This is a genomic window from Spirosoma koreense (genome assembly GCF_054777875.1).
Genome location: NZ_BAAHAC010000027.1, coordinates 500,736 through 521,790, shown reverse-complemented (window position 1 = coordinate 521,790; position 21,055 = coordinate 500,736). Strand labels below are relative to the sequence as shown.

Annotated in this window: 14 protein-coding genes; 5 read left to right on the top strand and 9 right to left on the bottom strand. The window is 52.8% G+C overall.

What is annotated here, in order from left to right; genetic code table 11:
- Positions 1-29 precede the first annotated feature (29 nt).
- Positions 30-932 carry a DUF4249 domain-containing protein gene (locus ACYVC2_RS27775; RefSeq protein ID WP_461108098.1) on the top strand — a complete coding sequence of 301 codons (903 nt, stop codon included), beginning with the start codon at positions 30-32 and terminating at the stop codon, positions 930-932.
- A gap of 24 nt (positions 933-956) precedes the next feature.
- On the opposite strand, the gene ACYVC2_RS27770 is transcribed toward ACYVC2_RS27775, so the two are convergent.
- Together ACYVC2_RS27770 and ACYVC2_RS27765 are read right to left on the bottom strand one after the other, a co-directional pair.
- Positions 957-4,523 carry a VCBS repeat-containing protein gene (locus ACYVC2_RS27770; RefSeq protein WP_461108096.1) on the bottom strand — a complete coding sequence of 1,189 codons (3,567 nt, stop codon included), beginning with the start codon at positions 4,521-4,523 and terminating at the stop codon, positions 957-959.
- Between the two features lie 215 nt (positions 4,524-4,738).
- On the bottom strand, positions 4,739-6,298 hold the full coding sequence (locus ACYVC2_RS27765; RefSeq protein ID WP_461108095.1) for an oligosaccharide flippase family protein: 1,560 nt from the start codon (positions 6,296-6,298) through the stop codon (positions 4,739-4,741).
- Positions 6,299-6,507: 209 nt separating this feature from the next.
- Between ACYVC2_RS27765 and purH the strand changes: the two genes are divergently transcribed.
- The 3 genes from purH to gatC all read left to right on the top strand — a co-directional run bounded on the left by purH (position 6,508) and on the right by gatC (position 9,213).
- Entirely contained in the window at positions 6,508-8,061 is a 1,554-nt protein-coding gene (purH, locus tag ACYVC2_RS27760; RefSeq protein WP_461108093.1) for a bifunctional phosphoribosylaminoimidazolecarboxamide formyltransferase/IMP cyclohydrolase, read from the top strand.
- Between the two features lie 117 nt (positions 8,062-8,178).
- Positions 8,179-8,904: a lysophospholipid acyltransferase family protein gene (locus ACYVC2_RS27755; protein ID WP_461108091.1), complete on the top strand. Its 726-nt coding sequence runs from the start codon at positions 8,179-8,181 to the stop codon at positions 8,902-8,904.
- 21 nt (positions 8,905-8,925) lie between these two features.
- Complete coding sequence (gene gatC, locus ACYVC2_RS27750) at positions 8,926-9,213, top strand: Asp-tRNA(Asn)/Glu-tRNA(Gln) amidotransferase subunit GatC (protein WP_461108089.1); 288 nt, start codon at positions 8,926-8,928, stop codon at positions 9,211-9,213.
- A gap of 19 nt (positions 9,214-9,232) precedes the next feature.
- Here gatC and ACYVC2_RS27745 read toward each other — a convergent pair whose 3' ends face one another.
- From ACYVC2_RS27745 to uvrA, 7 genes are all read right to left on the bottom strand, one after another.
- A complete protein-coding gene (locus tag ACYVC2_RS27745; protein WP_461108086.1) occupies positions 9,233-9,625 on the bottom strand; it encodes a DMT family transporter in 393 nt (130 codons plus the stop codon).
- A 113-nt stretch (positions 9,626-9,738) separates the two neighbouring features.
- Positions 9,739-11,235 (bottom strand): DUF1501 domain-containing protein, encoded by a 1,497-nt coding sequence (locus ACYVC2_RS27740; protein ID WP_461108084.1) that lies wholly within the window; start codon positions 11,233-11,235, stop codon positions 9,739-9,741.
- Positions 11,236-11,293: 58 nt separating this feature from the next.
- Positions 11,294-14,068, bottom strand: coding sequence for a DUF1553 domain-containing protein (locus ACYVC2_RS27735; protein ID WP_461108082.1), 2,775 nt, complete (start codon positions 14,066-14,068; stop codon positions 11,294-11,296).
- Positions 14,069-14,205: 137 nt separating this feature from the next.
- Positions 14,206-16,593, bottom strand: coding sequence for a sialate O-acetylesterase (locus ACYVC2_RS27730; protein ID WP_461108080.1), 2,388 nt, complete (start codon positions 16,591-16,593; stop codon positions 14,206-14,208).
- Positions 16,594-16,650: 57 nt separating this feature from the next.
- The gene (locus ACYVC2_RS27725) at positions 16,651-16,848 is read right to left on the bottom strand and encodes a type II toxin-antitoxin system PemK/MazF family toxin (RefSeq protein WP_461108078.1); all 198 of its coding nucleotides are present in this window, start codon (positions 16,846-16,848) and stop codon (positions 16,651-16,653) included.
- A 209-nt stretch (positions 16,849-17,057) separates the two neighbouring features.
- Positions 17,058-17,204, bottom strand: a complete 147-nt coding sequence (locus tag ACYVC2_RS27720; protein WP_461108126.1) for an AbrB/MazE/SpoVT family DNA-binding domain-containing protein — start codon at positions 17,202-17,204, stop codon at positions 17,058-17,060.
- A gap of 113 nt (positions 17,205-17,317) precedes the next feature.
- Positions 17,318-20,272: an excinuclease ABC subunit UvrA gene (uvrA, locus tag ACYVC2_RS27715; protein WP_461108076.1), complete on the bottom strand. Its 2,955-nt coding sequence runs from the start codon at positions 20,270-20,272 to the stop codon at positions 17,318-17,320.
- 130 nt (positions 20,273-20,402) lie between these two features.
- Between uvrA and ACYVC2_RS27710 the strand changes: the two genes are divergently transcribed.
- Positions 20,403-21,032 (top strand): MgtC/SapB family protein, encoded by a 630-nt coding sequence (locus ACYVC2_RS27710; RefSeq protein ID WP_461108074.1) that lies wholly within the window; start codon positions 20,403-20,405, stop codon positions 21,030-21,032.
- Positions 21,033-21,055: the final 23 nt, after the last annotated feature.

Below are 21,055 nucleotides of genomic sequence, written 5' to 3'. Positions count from 1 at the left end.
TACCAGTCATTCAGACGGGTCCTACCTATATGAAAGCATTTCTTATCTGTTCATCGCTCATTGCCGCGCTGGCTAGCCTCAGCAGCTGCACGACCGTTATTGACGCCAAACTCGATACCGGCCCGACTGAATTGTCGGTAGACGCTAACCTGACGGATCAACCAGGGCCGCAAACCATTCGACTAACGCAGACGGCTCCCTATTTCGACAGCAACACGCCCCCGGCCGCCACCAGCGCAACCGTAACCGTGGTAGACGATACCGGAAAAACTTATGCTTTTCTGGACCCGGATAATGATGGTTATTACACCTGGCAGCCGACCGGCAAAGACACACTGGGCCATATTGGGCGCACCTATCAGCTCACGATCGGATATCAGGGAGAAACATACCGGGCCAGCTCGAAACTGAACCGGGTTCCGCCCATCGACTCGCTTATTTTTGTGAAGAGAAAACTAAATCCGCTTTCCAAAACTGAAGGGTATCGGGCTGAGTTTTACGCCACCGACATTCCCGGCGCGGCCGATTATTACCGGGTCCGGTTTTTCCGTAACGGTGAGCTGCAGAATAAAACCCGCAATATTATCATTACGGAAGATGGCGCTTTTCGGGGGGGGAGTACCGTCACGGATGGCTTGGTATTTATTGCTCCTATCCGACTCTCGATCAATCCCGACAGTCTGTATGCGCTGAATGATAACGTGAAGGTCGAACTCCAATCGCTTACGTCGGAAGCCTTCGATTTCTGGAGCGGACTTCGGACGCAGATTTCGAACGGGGGGCTGTTTGCTTCTCCGCCGGCCAACGTTCCCACGAATATCATCAATGCCAACACGGCTGGTCGGAAAGCGACGGGTTTCTTTGGTACCTCGGCGGTTCGGAGCTTAAGCGCTACCGTTACGCAGGCAAATCTCCGTGAGCGAACGTATTGACCCGCACCCGCAGGCAGGACCGGACTATTTTTTAACCACTTGTTCACCCGGTAATAACCACACGCCCCGCGCCGACTGTCCGTAGAACGAAGTGCCGAAAGGAATTTCCTGCCGCCGAATCCGGCCGTTCTTAAGTCGGACATCTACGACCGTTGTTCGCGTGTCGACCGGCGTAAACGTTTGTGGTTGCTGAACGGCAAAAAGACGCAACGGGCCTCGATTTTCGGTGACCGCCACCCGACAGTGTCCCTGTGCATCCGGCCAGTTAACCAGTGCTTTGGCATTACCCGGCACGAAAAAGCCGGACTGAGTCAGTGGAAGCGTGGTGAAACCTCCCTGGCCGTTCCCTTTCAATACCAATCCATTAAAAGCGTCCATTCGACCCGCGACCAGATCGGTACCGTAGTCGTTGCCCACTAGCACGGCATCCAGATTGCCGTCGCCATCGACATCCTGCGTCAGCATGCCGAAAACAGGAGCCGTCTGAGCCGATAAGGGAAGCGGCCGCACATCGAACTGCCCATTTCCTTTGTTTTCGATATAGCTGGTGGTCAGGTAGGTCGCCGACAGTTTAAGGGCCTGGTTGCGCTCTTCTTCGGTCAATACCTGACTCATGGATGCTTTGCCGAACGCGTTGTATTTGAGGTACCGACGTTTGATCCCGATCATTTGCTTGACCATGTCATCCCAGCCAAAATACGGATATTCGTCGTACTGGCCATTGGGACTTTTGTAGTAAACAGACGGGAAAGCATCGTAAAAACCGTTGTTGTCGAAATCGCCCGCGTAAATCTGTACCGGCCGGGTCGGGCTGGCGCGCAGGAGATTATTCTGACCAAGATTGCCCGCCAGATAATCGATATCACCGTCATTGTCGAAGTCGCCGGATGCCAGCGAATTCCAGAAACCTGATTTGTCGGTCAGGCCACTGTTATCGAGAGGCTTAAATCTGCCTTTTTCGTTGTGTAGCATAGTGAGAGGAGCCCACTCGCTGGCGAGCAATAGATCGACGTAGCCATCTTTGTCGTAATCCGTCCAGAGGGCATCGCAGGTCAGTCCGCCTTTGACGAGCGTAGGCGCCAGCTGAGCGGTTACGTCCGTAAAGCGTATCGTACCTCGCTGGCTGTCATTTCGGAACAAGTAGCTGGGTGCACCCACGGGGTATTTATACGGCTCAACGCGACCACCTACGAATAGATCGAGGTCACCGTCGCGGTCGAAATCGGCGGCTTTTACGCAGGAACCATTGACCCGAAAATTGGGCAACGCGCTCGTATTCAGCGTGAAATTGCCTTTACCGTCATTTTCGTAGAGCCGGTGGCGCATGGCCGCTTCCAGTTGATCCGGATTGAATTCGGGGCTACCGCTGGCTGCGTACAGGTCCAGATCATTATCGCCATCCGCATCGAATAACAGCAGACCAGCATCTTCGGAGAGCTTAGTGGGGAGTGCTTTCAGAACAAACCGGCCCGTTGGCTGTTGCAGCAATACTTCTGCGGGGTAGTTGGCGCTGCCTCCCACGACCATGTCCATCAGGCCATCGCCGTTGACGTCGCCAACCGCCAGCGCAGGGCCATACTCAGTGAGCTTATGGAGCAGGGTTTTTTGTAGATTGAAATCGATAATGTCCGTTTCTTCGTGCCGGTAGTCGATTCCCAGCGCAGCCGTTACATCCTGCAAAAGCGGTTTTGTCGTCGCAATCACGGCCGAAGTTGCGGGTTGCGCATCGGCTGCTTTCAGGATAATCGTTTGATCGGTACTGACACTGGGCAGGATCTGGACTCGCCCGCCGGGCCAGGTCACTTTCAGGTTTTTGATGGTGTTGACCTTGCCTAATCCGAAATGGGCTATCGGCTCGATGCTGGACAAATAGCCCCGGTAGGGCGTGTGTTCGTAAAACTCTTTGCGTCCGTTGGCAAGCTCATACTCAACCATTGCGCCCAGTCCCATCGGGTTGGCTCCGTCGCCCTGAAACTTGATGCGGAGGTAGTGCGCATTTTCGGTTTTTTGCTCAGCCAGGTTATTCCGGTAGAAGAAGGCTTCTTCGTTGACATTATTGATCACGTAATCCAGATCGCCGTCGCCGTCGAAATCAGCATAGGCCGCCCCGTTGGAAAAGCTAGGCTCTTCCATACCCCACTGAACGGTTACGTTTTCGAACTCCGGAATCCCCGACGGGCCGCTTACTTTATTCCGAAAAGCGTAGTTGCTGATCTTTACTTCCGGAATGGTATCGATCAGATTTTTACGCAGGTCGTTGGATAACAGCTGATTGACAGAACTGTAATAGGCCATAAAATCCCGGTCGGTAATATCGCGCGGGTAGCCGTTGGTAATGAGTAAATCCCGATTACCATCCTGATCGAAATCGGCCAGCAGCGACGACCAACTCCACTCGGTCTCAGCGACGCCGGCCAGCATGCTTACCTCGCTGAAGATGGGGGCTTTCGCTTTCGACGTGTCTGTTGGCGGCACACCCTGATTGATCTGTAGGGTGTTGCGCGTGTACTGGTGCTCGTACTTTAACCGATCCCATTCCTGATACAGAAAGTAGCTGGTGCTGCCCATCAGGCTCTTTTTGCGGAGGTTATCTTCGGGGAGCATGTCCATCACCATAATATCGGCCAGGCCGTCGCCGTTGACATCGGCAACGTCGTTGCCCATAGCCGTGTAGCTGGTGTGTTTGAACGACTCACGGGCCCGGTTCGTGAAAGTACCGTTTCGGTTATTAATGTACAGCACGTCGTTGGTCGTGAAATCATTGGTGACGTAAATGTCTTTCCAGCCATCGCGGTTGATATCGCAGATGTTCACCCCTAGTCCAAACCCTTCGGCCAGCACGCCTGCCTGCCGGGTAACATCCGTAAAGACGGCATGTCCGCGCTTAGCGTCGAAATCGTTACGGTACAGCCGGTCGGTATTGGGCGAGGAGCCATCTTCGATCCGCACGTGCAGGTTGCTGGGACTGCGTTCGTCGGCAACCTGATCGACCAGTACGAACAGGTCCAGATCGCCGTCGTTGTCATAATCGAAGAAGGCCGAGTGGGTACTGTAGGTGGTGTCGGCAATACCATACTCGACGGCCATCTCGCGAAACTTGGGCGACCCGCTGGCGTCATTCCCCTGGTTGACGTAGAGCAGATTGGCCCGTCGGGCGGCCGACTTATGAAGCGTATTGGAGACATACACATCCAGCTTGCCATCGGCGTTGATATCCACGACTGATACCCCCGACGACCAGCGCCCGCTTCCACCGACGCCCGCCGACTGTGTGGCATCTTTGAAGTGAATCTTTCCTCCGCCCGCTTCGGTATCGTTGATATACAGCTTGTTCGAAACCTGATTTCCGGCAAAGAATATATCGGGCTTCTGATCACCGTTGAAATCGCCGACACCGACGCCACCGCCATTATAAAAATACTGGTAGTTCAGGATGTTGAGCGTATCGCTGTTGGTGATGGTATTATTGAACGTAATCCCCGTTTCGGACGCACTTAAGCGCTCAAAGAGGGTCTTTTCACGGCAGGAGGTGATTAAAAACAAAAAGGCGATGGGTACAAGCCACGCACCGTTTCGGAAGGGCAGTTTCATGGAATGACGTAAGTACTGTTTACGGGGCAGTCTTAACAGATTATCTCCAAATTTATCCATAAAAAACACCGTAACCACAATTAAATGTCTTTAACCACACTTTTTCATAAAATCGGTGGCTGACCTGAATAATAGCCAGGCGTTGTAAAGCTGAAACTCCAGCTTCGGATGAAAGCAGTTGGCAGCTCAAATCACTCGAAGCCAGAGCTTCAGCACTACGAATTGCTATTGGCGAGTTTGGCGGATCGTTTCCGGAATCGGTTGACTAAGGGCAGGAACGTATCGCGCTCAATGAATAGCACAGCAGCAATAAAAATCGCGCAAAGCGTCAGGTGTATGGGTACCGCCAGCCACAGGTTTTCAATGGGGAAGCGCCAGGATACATAAATCAATAACCCTGCGCTGACAATGTAGCCGATGGCCGACTTTACATCGTAAGGAACGGGATAATATTTTTCGCCCAGAACATAACACATCGCCATCATGACAAAACTGGAAGCCAGAAATGCCACGGCGCACCCCATATAGCCGATTACGGGAATGAGCACCAGATTCAGAACGATCGTCACAACCGTTCCGACGACGGTAATCAGTGTGCCATAAAACGTTTTATCGCTCAGTTTAAACCAGAACGAGATGTTGTAATAAACGCCCAGTAGCAGGTTACCCAGCAGGAGCAGTGGCACCACATCCAGCCCGACACGGTACGCTTTTGACCGGAGAAACAACTGACCGAGCAGATCGAGATTCAGGCTCACGCCCACCCAGATCAGCACACAAACGATGATAAACCATTTCGTTACGGTAGCCAGCAGGGTAGGGGCATTTTTGTCTTCGGCCTGGGAGAAAAAAAACGGGTCGGCCGCAAATTTGAACGACTGAATGGCCAATGCCATGAAAACCGATAGCTTCAGGCAACTGCCATAAATGCCTAGTACGGCTTCGGGTGATAGGCCCGGATAAAAACCAGGCGGCAGAAAATGGCGCAGAAACAGCCGGTCTGTCAACGCATTCAGCACGGCTGCCAGATTCGTCAGCATGATAGGAAAGGCGTAGGCAATCAGCGCCCGGCTTTGGGTGTTGTTTAACTCAAACCGAAATCCGGCGAAAGCTTTCCGGATGATGACAAAATACAGCGCATTCCCGATCAGGTTGGCCAGAAAAATATATCCCGGACCGATCGCTGGCTTATAAATCAGACCAGCTACCGGTTGCAGGGCCGTCAGGTATTTTCCCTCATAAATGTCTTTTGCCAGCACGATGAACAGCACATTCAGAGCAACGACAATCAGAATGTTGGTGATCTTAGCCCATACGAATTCGCGTGCGCGGTTCTCGACCCGCAAGCGCGCAAACGGAATAGCAACGATGGCATCGATGGCTACCAGCAGGGCCGACCATTGCACAAACCGCTCCTGTCCGGGGTAATTCAGCCATTGGGTTATGGGCGTGGCCAGACTGAATAATAAGATCGTCGAGAGAACACTGATCACAACGACAATACTGAGCGACTGACTGAAAATACGGCTCTTTTCCTCGGCAGATTCGCCTTTTGACCGGGCCATAAAACGAAAGAAAGCGGTTTCCAGCCCCAGCGTGTAAACAACCAGCAACACCCCAATCCAACTGTAGAACTCCACGTTGGAAGCCATCGCAGCTGGCCGGACAAAGGCGTAGGTCTGGATCGGCAGCAGCGCATAATTCAGCAGCCGCCCCAGAATCGTGCTGATGCCGTATAAAGCCGTGTCGCTGGCTAATTTTTTGAATGTACTCATCGATAATAAGTAAGCCTGACTTTATCCGGACTTAAGCACCGAAGGGCCAAGTCGAATGCCGCGCTTCGGGCTGACAAAGTTAAGACCTTTGCGTATCTTTGTCCCTCGTCTGATAGAAACAGTAACTCGTCTATTTAACGTAACTTGTCATTCATTTTTTAGAGTCGGTCGGAAAATTAGTACTAAACGACCCGACGCGTTTCCAACTCATGTCTCTGAAAATCTCCTCCGCGCTGATTTCCGTTTTTTACAAAGACGGTCTCGAACCTTTAGTCCGGCTACTGCATGAACAGCAGGTCAAGCTCTACTCAACCGGCGGTACGCAGGCTTTTATCGAACAGCTGGGTATTCCAGTCACTGCCGTTGAAGACCTGACGGGCTATCCGTCTATTTTTGGTGGAAGGGTCAAAACCCTGCATCCGGCGGTGATGGGTGGAATTTTGTACCGGCGCGAACTGCCCGAAGATCTGGCACAGGCAGAACGCCACCGTATTCCGCCGATCGATCTGGTAGTGGTCGATCTGTATCCGTTCGAAGAAACGGTTGCCTCCGGAGCGTCGGATGAGGATATTATTGAAAAAATCGATATCGGTGGAATTTCGCTGATCCGGGCGGCTGCCAAAAATTACAACGATGTGCTGATCGTTTCGTCGCGGAGCCAGTACGCGGGCGTGGTCGATTTGCTGGCCGAAAAAGCCGGTGCGACCGATCTGGCCGACCGACGGCGGTATGCAGGCGAAGCCTTTGCGGTTACGTCGCATTACGACACAGCGATCCAGGCGTATTTTTCCGGAGAAGGGGCGCAGGGGACCGATTATGAAGGACCCATCTACGATTTTAAATCCCTGCCTGCCAACCATCTTCGGTATGGCGAGAATCCGCACCAGCAGGCTAGTTTCTACGGTGATCTGAACGCGATGTTCGAGAAGCTGCACGGGAAAGAGCTGTCATATAATAACTTAGTCGATGTGGACGCCTGTGTAAGCCTGATCGACGAGTTTCCGGCAACGGAAGGTTCTCCAGCAGCTTTTGCCATTATCAAGCATACGAATGCCTGCGGAATTGCCACCGCGCCAACGGCTAAAGAAGCGTATTTACAGGCGCTGGCCTGCGACCCGGTGTCGGCCTTCGGGGGCGTTGTGATCACGAATAGACCCGTCGATCTGGAAACGGCCCAGGAACTGAACAAACTGTTCATGGAAATTCTGATTGCCCCGGCTTTCGCTCCTGAAGCGTTGACGTTGCTGCAATCGAAGAAAAACCGGATCTTATTGCAACGGAAACCGGTCGAACTGCCAACCGTCATGTTTAAAACCATTCTGAATGGCGTGCTGGAGCAGGACAAAGACAATCAGACCGAGACCGCCGACCAGTTTAAGATAGTAACCGAAAAAGCACCAACGGAAAGCGAACGGCGGGCGCTGGAATTTGCGCTGAAGGTATGTAAGCACACTAAGTCCAATACGATCGTGCTGGCCAAAGAGGGGCAACTACTAGCCAGTGGTGTCGGGCAAACCTCTCGTGTGGATGCCCTGCGGCAGGCGATTGAAAAAGCCCACACCTTCGGCTTCGATCTAACAGGATCGGTCATGGCCTCGGATGCGTTCTTCCCCTTCCCCGACTGCGTTGAGATTGCGGGCAAAGCGGGCATTACGGCTGTGGTACAACCCGGCGGCTCGATCCGTGATCAGGATTCCATCGACTATTGCAACGAGCACGGGTTAGCGATGGTGACAACAGGCGTGCGGCATTTTAAACACTAATCAGAACCGGGATTTTTATGATTTGATTGACTGACTTTGATTTTTGCTTTCAAGGAAAGCTTGATCAAGTAATCAAAGTCAGTCAATCAAATCATAAAAATCCTGGTTCAGACAGTCATGCTCTACACGATCTGGTGCGCTTTTTGGTTCGTATCGCTCTATCTGGTCTTATTCCCGATCCAGTTCGTGTTTTTGCAGCGAGACGACTGGAAGCCGCTGGCACATAAAGTCAATGCTATCTGGGGACGCCTATTTTTTGCCGGAATCGGTATTCCTATCCGGGTCGAATACCGGTTCGGGCCTGATCCCAAAGGCGTTTATGTGTTTTGCGCGAACCACTTTTCTTACCTGGACATTGCGGCCATGGGCGTGATTCTGGATAACTACTATGCTTTTGTTGGGAAAAGCGAAGTAAAACACATTCCTCTGCTGGGGTATATGTTTGCTAAGTTACACGTTCAGGTAGATCGGGAAGCAGCCAACAGCCGGGCTTATTCGCTGGCCAAATCCATCCGAACGCTGGCCGCTGGGCGTAGTATCATGATCTTTCCGGAGGGCGGCATTCGGGCGCCCGAACCACCGCAGATGGTATCGTTTAAGGATGGAGCTTTCCTGATGGCCATTCAGCAGCAGGTGCCGATTGTCCCGATTAGTCTGCTGAATAATTATCAGATTTTACCCGATAAGAGTCCGGTTCGATTTCATCGGCATACCTTGCGAGCGGTCGTTCACCCGCCCATCGAAACAGCAGGCATGACGCAAAGTGATCTCGACCAATTGAAAAAAGAAACCTATCGAATTATTGATTCTGAATTGATGAGCGAGAAGAAAGCAATGGCTTAACCGTTCGTTCTGGCACCCTGTATGAAAGTCGATCACGAAACCTTACAAAAAATTGCGCACCTGGCGCGGCTGGAAGTCCGGCCCGAAGAAGAAGCCGATCTGCTCAACAGCCTGAATGGGGTGCTGACCTGGATGGAGCAGCTTAATGAGGTCGACACCACCGGTGTCGAACCGCTGACGCACATCTCGGCCGAAACGAACGTGTTACGCGAAGATGTAGTCGGAAACCATCTGCCCCGTGAGCAGGCGCTGGCCAACGCCCCTCAACACGATGACCGTTTCTTTGAAGTGCCTAAAGTGCTGGAATAGAGTAGCGTACTTTTCAGAATCAATTAGTTGGACCGGCTGCTTTCAAGCCGACGATACCGACGGCTATCAACAGAATAAAAAAAAGTTCGGGCCAGGACCAGCTCATTTTCAGCCAGAAAACGTCCGTTGCTTTTAAGAACGCCAGGGTCAGGGCCATCCAGACGGCAAAAGCCGTGGTAGTCGGAATCGTTCGCATGGCGGCTGCCAGCAAAATGGTGTTGACGATGCCAAAAACCACATAAGCCACTAAAGCGATCAAGGTGAAACGGTCGGTATTGGCCTGATAGAAAGTAGACCAGCGCATTGTTTTGAGCGTATTCCAACGGATGTACTTGAGTGAGTACATCCAGGCCATTTCACAAAAGCCGGCACCGACTAAGTAAACCCATCCGAAAGCTCCTGACGACAGCATATAATTCAGGATTGGTTTCAAATACAAAGAAAATCCTGAAGCTGACGGTTTTGCCCGGAGTCTGATTAAGAAATTGTTGCTATTTTAATTTAGACAATAAAGCCCACGGCGGATCAGGCCAGCACCGGTCTGACAATCTTACCGGCCACGTCCGTCAGGCGGAACGGGCGGCCCTGAAACTGATAGGTCAGTTTCGTATGGTCGAAGCCTAGCAGATGCAGAATCGTGGCCTGAAGATCATGCACGTGTACCTTGTCTTTGACGCCGTAGTACCCGATATCGTCGGTTTCGCCGTAAGAAAAACCTTTCTTTACCCCACCACCGGCCATCCAGACCGTAAACGCTTCCAGATGGTGATCGCGGCCCATAAACGGCAGGGTTTGCCCGTCGCGATTTTCCTGCATAGGCGTGCGACCGAACTCTCCACCCCAGACAACCAGCGTATCGTCCAGTAAGCCCCGTTGCTTCAGATCGTTCAGCAGGGCCGTAACGGCCTGATCCGACTCCCGGCATTTTTCGCGCAGGCCATACTCCAGCGACCCATCCTTACCCGTGCCGTGCGAATCCCATCCCCAGTCGAACAGTTGCACGAATCGTACACCCCGCTCAACCAGCCGACGGGCCAGCAGGCAGTTTCGGGCAAAGGAGCCTTTGTTGGGATCGGCTCCATAGCTGTCCAGAATATACTGGGGTTCACTCTTGATGTCCATCGCGTCCGGCACCGACATTTGCATCCGGAAGGCTAGTTCATACTGCGCAATGCGGGTCAGAATTTCAGGGTCTTTAACGTCTTCGTACTCCTGCTGATTAATTTGGGTAATCGCATCGATGGTCTGCTTCCGAATGTCGCGGCTGATGCCTGAGGGGTCCGATGCGTAGAGAACCGGGTCACCATCCGTGCGGCACTGGACACCCTGATAAACCGTCGGCAAAAATCCACTCCCCCAAACCGATTTTCCGGCATCGGGTTGCTTGCCGCCCGATGCCAGTACGATGTACCCTGGCAGGTTATCGTTTTCCGTACCTAGTCCATACGTCACCCACGAACCCATACTTGGGCGGCCCAGCCGGGCGCTGCCAGTATGCATGAGTAGCTGCGCCGGGGCATGATTGAACTGGTCGGTATGCATGGCTTTGATGAACGAAATGTCATCTACCATAGTCTGTAAATGAGGCAGATAATCCGATACCCAGGCTCCCGATTGGCCGTGCTGTTTAAATTTACCCTGTGGGCCGAGCATCTTGGGCACCCCCCGGATAAACGCAAATTTCTTACCCGTCAGTAATTCCTGCGGACAATCTTTTCCATGGTATTTGGCCAGTTCCGGCTTGTAGTCGAACAGTTCGAGCTGGCTGGGTGCGCCGGCCATGTGGATGTAAATTACCCGTTGTGCTTTAGGCAGGTACTGCGATGCATGGGGAGCTGTTGGCTCACCCGACACCGTCCCAGCGAGATTCGTAGCCTTTTCGTCTTTGGTCGAGAAACCACAACTTCCCAGAACGGAGCTGAGGGCCATGGCTCCTAAGCCTGTTGTGCAGGTATGCAGGAAGTGCCGTCGGGTTTCCTGAGCGGCAGTCGCCTGCTGGAGTTCCTGAAGGAGTTTGTTCATGGTACCATGGGCTTTAGCCCGTGTTTTATCATTAGAAACGGGCTAAAGCCCAGGATACCTATTCTTTCGTAATCACTTCGTCCAGATTGAGCATGGTATTCGCTGTTACCGTTAGGGCCGCAAACTGGGGCGTAACGGTAGCACAGTCGAGACCCGGCTGGGCCAACAGATTTCCCACCTCGTTGGGTTTCTGCCGGTAATGAGCTTCGGTTGATCGATAAAGACGAGCCAGGATAGCCAGCTTTCCGGGCGATAACTCCCGTAGCATTACCCGTCGGAAGCCCGCCCGAATTTGTGCTTCGGGTGTACGACCGTGTACCCGCATATAATCGGCTAACTGCTGGGCCGCTTCTACATACACCGGATCATTGAGCGTCACCAGCGCCTGTAAAGGCGTGTTCGTTCGGATGCGTCGCGACTGGCAGAACTCCCGACTCGGGCTGTCGAAGGTAACCATCGATGGATAGGGAGCCGTACGTTTCCAGTATGTATATAAAGCCCGCCGATGAAGGTCCTCGCCTGTGCTCTGTTTCCAGGTTTCGCCGTCGTAGGGCGACTGCCAGATCCCATCGGGTTGTAGCGGCATCACACTAGGACCGTACATTTTATGGCTCAATAAACCACTAACCGCCAGCGCCTGATCATGTACGGCTTCGGCCGACAAACGAACCCGTGGGCCGCGTGCCAGCCATTTGTTGAACGGATCTTTGGCCAGTAGTTCGGGAGATGTCTTGGCCTGTTGCCGATATGTGGCCGACATGACCATCCGCTTCAGTAGTTTTTTCACGCTCCAATGGTCGGTTTCCATGAACTCGACCGCCAGGTAATCCAGTAACTCACGGTGCGTAGGAGAAATCCCCTGCGTACCCATGTCTTCAACCGTCTCCACAATGCCTGCCCCGAATAATTGCTCCCAAAAGCGGTTAACCGCAACCCGGGCTGTCAGGGGATGTTCCCGGCTGACCATCCAGCGCGCCAGTCCCAGCCGGTTTTTGGGTAGCTTCGGGTCCATAGCGGGGAAAGATTTTGGCACGTCGGGGGTTACCCGCTTCCCCCTGACGGTCCAGTTACCGCGTTCGAAAACGTGGGTCTCGCGTGCCAGATCGCCCGAGCCATCCAGCAAAACCGGTGTTTGTTCCGCGTCGGCCAGCAGCAAATGGGTCAATATCTTATCTTGTTCGCCAATGGCGTCGGTCGGCTGACCCGGTAAAATCGGTTGGAACGATACCCACTTGATTTGTACCCATTCTTTCGGCTTTTTCGGGCTGGTTAGTGACAGATACAAATCATGCCGGCCCTGCACCGCTGGAAGCGGAATCATCTGCACGGTATCTTTTCCCGGTTTAGGAGTCGGAAACTGGGCTAGAATCGGCCCATTCAGAGCATCCTGCCGCAATGTAACGGTTGCATCGACGGCCTTTGTACCCCAGCGGATCAGCAAACGCGGGCGACCGGTCAGAGTGACATTTCTGATGCGGGCCGACCCTTTATCCTGAAAGCCAAAATATTTCGCGTCCAGCAACGAGGCATTTACGTACTGGTCGAAATCATGCGAGTTGATTTTGGGTTCGATGGTACGAACAAAATCGGTGATCGACTTTATGCTGGACTGAGCCTGCTTTGGATTGACAACGGTCGACTGAATATACTGTTGCAAACCAACAACTTTGAGCGAATCCTCCGGCTTGAGGAACCGCAGGGTAGGGGTGTCGCTCGTGACGTCTTCATCACGGGTATTGTTGAAGAAGGCAAGGTATTTGTAGTATTCGTCGTGGACAAACGGATCGTAGGGATGACTATGGCATTGCACGCAGGCGAACGTCGTTCCCTGCCAGACATCCCAGGTTGTATTGACCCGATCGAGAACGGCGGCCGTCCGGAACTCCTCATCCTGGGTGCCCCCTTCGTCGTTGGTCATGGTGTTCCGGTGAAAACCCGTTGCCACGAGTTGATCCTCCGTCCGGTTCGGCAATAAATCGCCCGCCAACTGCTCAACGGTGAACTGGTCGAAGGGTTTGTCAGTGTTGAACGCGTTGATGAGCCAGTCGCGGTAGCGCCAGATCTTGCGGCCCGGATCGCGCTCATAGCCTTTTGTATCGGCATAACGAGCCAGATCGAGCCACATACCCGTCCAGCGTTCGCCGTAAGCCGGAGATTTCAGGAACTGGTCTACAACCCGCTCATAGGCATTTGGGGACTTATCGGCCAGAAACGTCGCGACTTCCCGTTCGGTAGGTGGTAATCCCGTCAAGTCGAGCGAAACCCGGCGGATCAGCGTCGCCCGATCGGCCTCGGGCGATGGGTGGAGTTGCTCTTGCCTGAGCTTATCCAGCACGAAGTGGTCGATATCGTTTTTAGCCCACTTCAGTTCATCATTGTCGGCTATACCAAGTCGGCTCCAGAAGGTGCCAATTTTAGGAACCTCAGGCTTCTGCACAGATTGATAGGCCCAGTGGTCGCCCCATTGGGCACCCTGATCGATCCAGTTGCGAAGTAATTCAATTTCATCGGGTTTCAGCGGAGGATGATCGAGCGGCATCCGTTCATCGGCATCGGGCAAGGTTAGCCGCCGAATCATTTCGCTCGCGTCGGCATCTCCCGGAACAATAGCTGGCTTGCCCGATTTAGCGGGAGCCAGGGCTTCCTGTTTGAAAAGCAGGGAGAAACCCGATGCTTTTTTGACGCCCCCGTGGCAGACAATGCAGTTTTTGTTCAGTAAAGGCTTGATCTGGGTGTTATAATCTACCCGGCTTTCAAAGAAGCCGAGAAACGAGGAGAGCATCAGCACTACCGCGATCGATACAGCACCCAATAGAATCCATCCAGTTTTCATACAGCGAACCCCGAAAATCAACACATACTTCTGAAAGCAGAGAAACTGATTTTTGTACTATGTTAATCACCGATTGATTCAATTTTAACGGATAAATTCTCTAAACGGTTCAGTTTGAGTTCATAACCGAAGTGAGGTTATTGTACGCGGACATCGACCCTTGCGGTATCGTCTTCGCCGTTGGTCATACCATTCCCCGGCGTGGAATCCGGATCAGCTACCCCAGACGACGCCACTTCAGCCGTGCAACTAGCATTGCCCGAAGCGGTAACACTAACCTGGAACTGCAGAGTGACACTGGCACCCGCAGCCAGACTACCTACTGTGCCTGCCACGGTGCCACCAGACGGAGTCAAACCGTTTCCTGACACAAAAGACTGGCCAGCCGGTAAATAAGCAGCCACACCAATGTTCGTAGCGGTCAGGCCGCCCTGGTTGCTGATTGTCAGCGAGTAGGTAACAACGTCGCCTACTTTAAGAACGCGGCTACTGACCGACAGACTCAGGCTAACGTCCGCCTTGTTGGGGTCAGGCGCAGGCTGATTGCTGGCAACCGCCGGTAGCGGAACCTGGTTCGGATTAGGAGAAACATACAGAGAGCTGTTTCCCTGCAGCGTTTGAAACTCGACCTGCGTAGCGTCGTCCTGACCATCGCCCGTACCCGAGTTAGGCTGACTATCGGGATCATTTACCGATGATTGCGCAATTTCAGCCGCATTGCGGTAAGCGCCCACGGCTGTCGGTTTCGCTGTAAAGCTGAGGGCTGTCGATGCACCGACGTTCAGGCTGGCAATGGTACCGGTCAGTACGTTTCCGCTGGCGGTTATGCCCGAGCCCGAAACATACGCCAGGTTATCGGGCAGACGGTTTCGCACGACAACATTGGTGGCCGGGCCAGGACCGTCGTTTTTGACGGCCAGGGTAATCGTGACCGGATCATTCACATTGAGTGTCCGCTGGCTGCTGCTCATGCTCAAGCTCAGGTCGGCCAGTGGCGGCTGGGTCGTAATCCGGAATAAATTAGAGGGAACGGCAGGCATGGCGGGGGAGGTCGACACGACCCGTACCTGATAACGCCCGCTCTGGTAATCGTTCGGCAGGGTTACCTGGATGGGGCTGGTCGAACCGCTTCCCAGAATCGCCTTATACTGGCCCAGCGAATCGAGCAACTGGACCTGCCACTGGTTGCCAGCATTGAAGGAACCGAGCGTACTAAAAGATACACTCAAGCTGGAGCCAGGCACTGCGTAATCGGCAAGATTGCCGGTGACCGCAAATTGCGCAGGTGTGATCGGTACCGCGTTCTGAAAGAAGGTATTGTTCAGACTGTTGTTCCAGTTGCGGGCAAAACGCGACAGCCCCATATTTTGCGGAATCGCCGTCTGATTCAGATAATAATTGGGTAGGGGAGAGGGGCGCGAGATATTACGGAAATGCACATCGGTGGATCCTGCATTCCGAAGCGTGATGGTGTCGTTGTAAGGCCCCTGAAATACGTTCAGACCGGGCGTGTCGATGACCCGCTGTTGCTCCGTGATGAGTTCGGGACGAGTTACCTGCCCGTCGAACGAAGCACGGGCCACCATCCAGGGTACGTTTCGCCCGCCGAAATCCTGCCTCGATTTCTGAATAACGGCCGTCAACCGATTATAGTAATACGGAATGCTGGTGTTGTTGCTATCGTAGTTGTATTCGGCTTCACCCTGATGCCACAGTACCGCCCGCACGCCCGACATCGATCCATAATACGTCAGTACGTTTCTGAGGTTGGTATACGGCTGAAGGTTAGGCCAGTTCTCGACGCAGTAATAGCGGTTGCAGGTCGGAATGCCATTGGCGGTATTATACCAGTTTTCAACCGTAGAGCCATCCCAGCCCGTCACGTAGAAAGCGACAGGTACGTTATACCGGTTAACGACATAGTCGCCCAGTTCGCCCCAGCCCCACGAACTTTCGGCCATCGGGAAAACCCGCCGGCCCGCCGTCAGGGCTTTATAAACCGGTACCGGCGACGGGTCGCCGGACGATACAAGCGCCTGCGCACCTGGTGGATACGAGTGATTGATAGAGTCGATGGCATTAACCCGGTCGGTGGCCGTACCCAGGTCGTTATCACCAACGCCGAGACCACGGGCGTTCGACTGCCCGGCGGTAATAAAAACCTCGCCAATGCCTATTGGCTGAACTGCCGCCTGGGCGGTCACCGTCGTACCGACGATCGTGCGTACGGTCAGCACATACCAGCCACCTGCCCCTGTGATGTATCCGAGAAAAAGGTTATTGGTGGGCGTCGTCTGAACGATTTGCCAGTCAGTGGCCGTACCCTGGCCCCCCGCAACGGGCGTTAACTGCGCTTCTACGCGATCGACGCTGCCTGTAAGTCGGCCAGATAGGTATACCCGGCCGTTGCCATCGGCCGCACGCTGAACGACCAGCCGAGGCATAGGGTGCGAAATCTGGAGCTGTGCGGTGGCAAAAAAAGGCCAGAGGATGAGCCAAAAAGCCCACTTTACCGATGAAGACATACGTAGGTGGATAGAAGAAATCCACCACGAAAATAAGAAAAAGTTTTGAAGCGCTTGTTAATACGTAAATAAGGCTACCAGCCTAGCACAAACCTGATGACAAACCGCGTCATCCAGTTGCTCAATTTGCTTCATCAACCGTACTTTGTCGACGCTTCGAGCCTGATCAGGCGTAATCTGGCTTTCACTTCCTTCAAACTGACAATTGACTCGAGTCGGGTATGATTTACGAGTACTGATTAAAAGGGCAGCCATACCTGTATTAAGAGAGCGATTGACCGGATCAGGAGAAATAATAACGCAGGGGGCATTTGGGCAATTTCACTGCCTCGGGTCGGATCTAATGAAACCTGCCAGACGTCGAAGCGAGTTATTACCATTCTGTCTCGTCAAACGAATTAGAAGCGTTTTCAAACAAATCATCGTCTGGAATATAGCCTGTCTCGGACGCCTTTTCGAAGGCTTCATCCCAACCCGCTCGTGGATGCTGGATGCGTGTTTGTGGGCCGAAGGATGATGGCCCCGTCTTTTATCACCAACTCAATGTCAGTTTCGATACCGACTTGCTTAAGCACTGGGCGAGGAATAATAATCCTCTGTGAGTTGCTGATTCATCTAAGCTGCAAATGCATGGATGCCATTGAAATGCCATAACGAAGATGTAACAAATGTCCTACACTTCACCAGAATGTAGGACATTTTATGTCAGTGCTTTAGCCAATTTCTACACTTTACCGCGCAAATAATCGGCGGTATAGTTTTCGCCTTCGGGAAGTTTCACCATCTCCTCAGGGGTACCTGTAAATGTAACATAGCCGCCAGTTTCGCCACCTTCCGGGCCGAGGTCGATGACATGGTCAGCGCTTTTGATCACTTCCATGTTATGTTCGATGATGATGACCGAATCGCCCTGATCGACCAGCGCATTGATTGCCGAAAGCAGTTTGCGGATATCGTGGAAATGAAGTCCCGTTGTTGGTTCGTCGAAAATAAACAGCGTACTGCCTTTGTTCGGATTTCCTTTTCCCAGAAACGAAGCCAGCTTAACCCGCTGAGCCTCACCACCTGAAAGCGTGTTGGCTGATTGGCCAAGGCCGATATAACCCAGGCCTACGTCCTGCAGGGGCTGTAGTTTGTCGGCCATTTTATTGTCGAACTTACGGAAAAACTCAATGGCTTCATCGACGGTCAACTCCAGAATGTCCGACACGTTTTTATCGTGCAGGGTTACCTCCAGCACCTCCTGTTTGAAGCGTTTGCCTCCGCAGCCTTCGCACTTGAGGTAGATATCGGCCATGAACTGCATTTCGATCTTAACCTCGCCCTCTCCCTGACATACTTCACACCGACCACCGTCGACATTAAACGAAAAATGACTGGGTTTATATCCCCGCGATTTAGCCACGGGCTGATCGGCCATTACCTGCCGCAGATAATCATAGGCTTTAATGTACGTGACTGGATTCGACCTGCTGGACTTACCGATCGGGTTCTGGTCAATCATTTCGATGGCTGAAACGCGATCCAGTGAGCCGCTGAGCGAATCGTATCTACCCGCTTCTTCGGCTGCATCGCCTTTCTGCCGCATCAGAGCCGGAAACAATACCTTCCGGATCAGCGTGCTCTTTCCCGAGCCCGATACACCCGTTACTACTGTCAGCGTATTGAGCGGAAAGCGTACGTCTACCCCTTTCAGATTGTTTTCCCGGGCGCCTTTCAGCTCAATGAAGTTCGTTGCCTTACGTCGGAACGTCGGCACCGGTACCGTCTCACGGCCCGTCAGAAAGTCGAGGGTGTGGGAGGGCAGTGGGGTAAGGGCATGGGGCGTAGAGGTTTCCTGGCCATTTGCATCCTCTGCCCTCTGCCCTTTGCCCTCTGCAATGTCCGCCCAGGTGCCCTGGAAGACCAACTGACCGCCCAATGAACCCGCATCAGGACCAATGTCGATGAGTTGATCAGCCGATCGCATGACTTCTTCTTCGTGTTCGACTACGATGACCGTATTACCCATGTCGCGCAGGGATTCCAGCACGCTAACGAGCCGTTGCGTATCCCGCGGATGCAGACCGATACTCGGTTCGTCCAGAATATACATCGACCCTACCAGTGCTGAGCCCAGCGAGGTAGCTAGTTTAATTCGTTGATATTCACCGCCAGACAGTGTGTTTGTAAGCCGGTTGAGTGTCAGATATCCTAGGCCGACTCGCTCCATATAATCCAGTCGATTTCGAATTTCGACCAGAATTCGGTTAGCTACCTGTTGCTGATGTTCCGGCAATTCGAGTTGCTGGAAGAAGACGGTCACCTGCATAATGGGCATCAGCACCAGATCCGTAATGGACTTTCCCGCGACTTTCACGTAGCTGGCATCCTTACGCAGTCGCGAACCCCGGCATTCCGGGCAGGTGGTTTTACCCCGGTAGCGCGACAGCATCACCCGGTACTGTACCTTGAAGGTCTGGCTTTCGACGAAGTTGAAAAATGCGTTCAGTCCGTCGAAATATTTATTACCCGTCCAGAGCAGTTCCTGCTCGGCCGGTGTCAGGTCTTTATAAGGCCGATGGATCGGGAAATCGAAACGAATACCATTTTTGAGCAGAGGCCGTAGAAACTCCTCGCTCATTTTCTCGCTTCGCCAGGGAGCAATGGCTCCTTCGAAAACCGACAGATTTTTGTCCGGAATCACCAGATCGGGGTCGATACCCAGCACTTTCCCAAATCCATCGCACCGACGGCAGGCGCCGTAGGGATTATTGAAAGTGAACAGGTTTACGCTTGGCTCTTCAAATACTATACCGTCCAGCTCGAACTTATCCGAGAAAATGCGCGACTCCTTACCGACGATATCAACCCGGCAGGTGCCTTCGCCTTCGTTGAATGCGGTCTGGACCGAGTCGGAGAACCGGTATTGATTGTCTTCGTCCGGTTTACCATCCACATCGTACAGCACCGTTCCCCGGTCGACCAGAATTTCCAGTTCGTTGGCCGCTAATTCCTGATCGACGGCCTCGGAAACAATCTGCCCGTCGGTTGTAGCCCCCAGCACATCTTCAATCTGGATGACTTTCCCATCGGCCACGATCCGGGTGTATCCTTTCTGAAGCAGGATATTCAGCTCATACGCCAGGGTTCGGCCTTCGCGCACCCGCAACGGGGCCATCACCATAACCCGCTGCCCGGCTTCGAATTCGTACATAAAATTGACGACATCCGTAACCGTATCTTTGCGAACTTCATGGCCTGATACGGGCGAATACGTAATTCCTGCCCGGGCGAAGAGTAGCTTCAGATAATCATAAATTTCCGTAGACGTTCCAACCGTTGAGCGCGGATTTCGGGTCGATACTTTCTGTTCGATGGCGATGGCGGGCGAAACTCCTTTGATGTATTCGACCTCCGGCTTTTCCATGCGTCCCAGAAACTGGCGGGCGTAGCTGCTAAGGCTTTCGACATACATGCGCTGGCCTTCGGCAAACAAGGTATCAAAGGCGAGCGAGGACTTGCCCGACCCCGACAGGCCGGTCAGAACAACGAGCTTGTTGCGCGGTATGGCAACATCAATTCCTTTTAAATTATGTACTTTCGCCCCTTTAATAATAATGAACTGTTTGGGGTCGAGATGGTCAACGGAACGCAGCGGGCTGGCCGTGGAGCGTTCGGTTTCCGTAGTCTGAGTCATTCGGCGTCAATGAGGGTAAACTCTATCTGAATTTTAACGGTTTATTTCGGAATATGGTTTCTCGAAATTGCTTTTCTTGAGGGGTATGTGCAACGAGATTCGATAAGTCGCCGTACTGGTGAATGAAACAATGGATTTTGAAACAGAAGACATTGTCCGGTTGATTGCAGCACTGATCATAGGTGGATTGATCGGAGCCGAACGCGAATTTCATGGCAAATCGGCGGGGCTGCGTACCATGATCATGATTTGTGTCGGCTCGGCTCTGTTTACGATGATATCGGGTCGGTTTGGCACTTCCGGCGATCGTATTGCGGCCAATGTCGTCAATGGGATTGGTTTTCTAGGCGCGGGCATCATCTTCCGGGAAGATAACCGGATTCGGGGGTTGACTACGGCGGCTACGGTTTGGGCCGTATCGGCGCTGGGTATGTGTGTGGGAGCCGGTCATTACGATATCGCAATCATCGGCTTTGTGTTTATTTTGGGATCGTTGTGGTTATTAGTGAATTTAGCGCACCGAATTCAGCGGATGAATCAGACCCGCGATTATAAAATCGTGACGACGTTTCACAACAAGACCCTCAACCAGTACGAAAAATTGTTCGAAGAATTCAATCTGTCGCCAACCCGAAGCCAGCAGCAGCGAATCGGTACGGACATTATCGGCCACTGGCGCGTCGACGGTTCAGAAATCAATCATGAAAAATGCATTAATCGTTTGCTCAATGACCCTGCGGTAAAAGAATTTACCTTCTGATTTCGTTATCTAATAAAAAATTT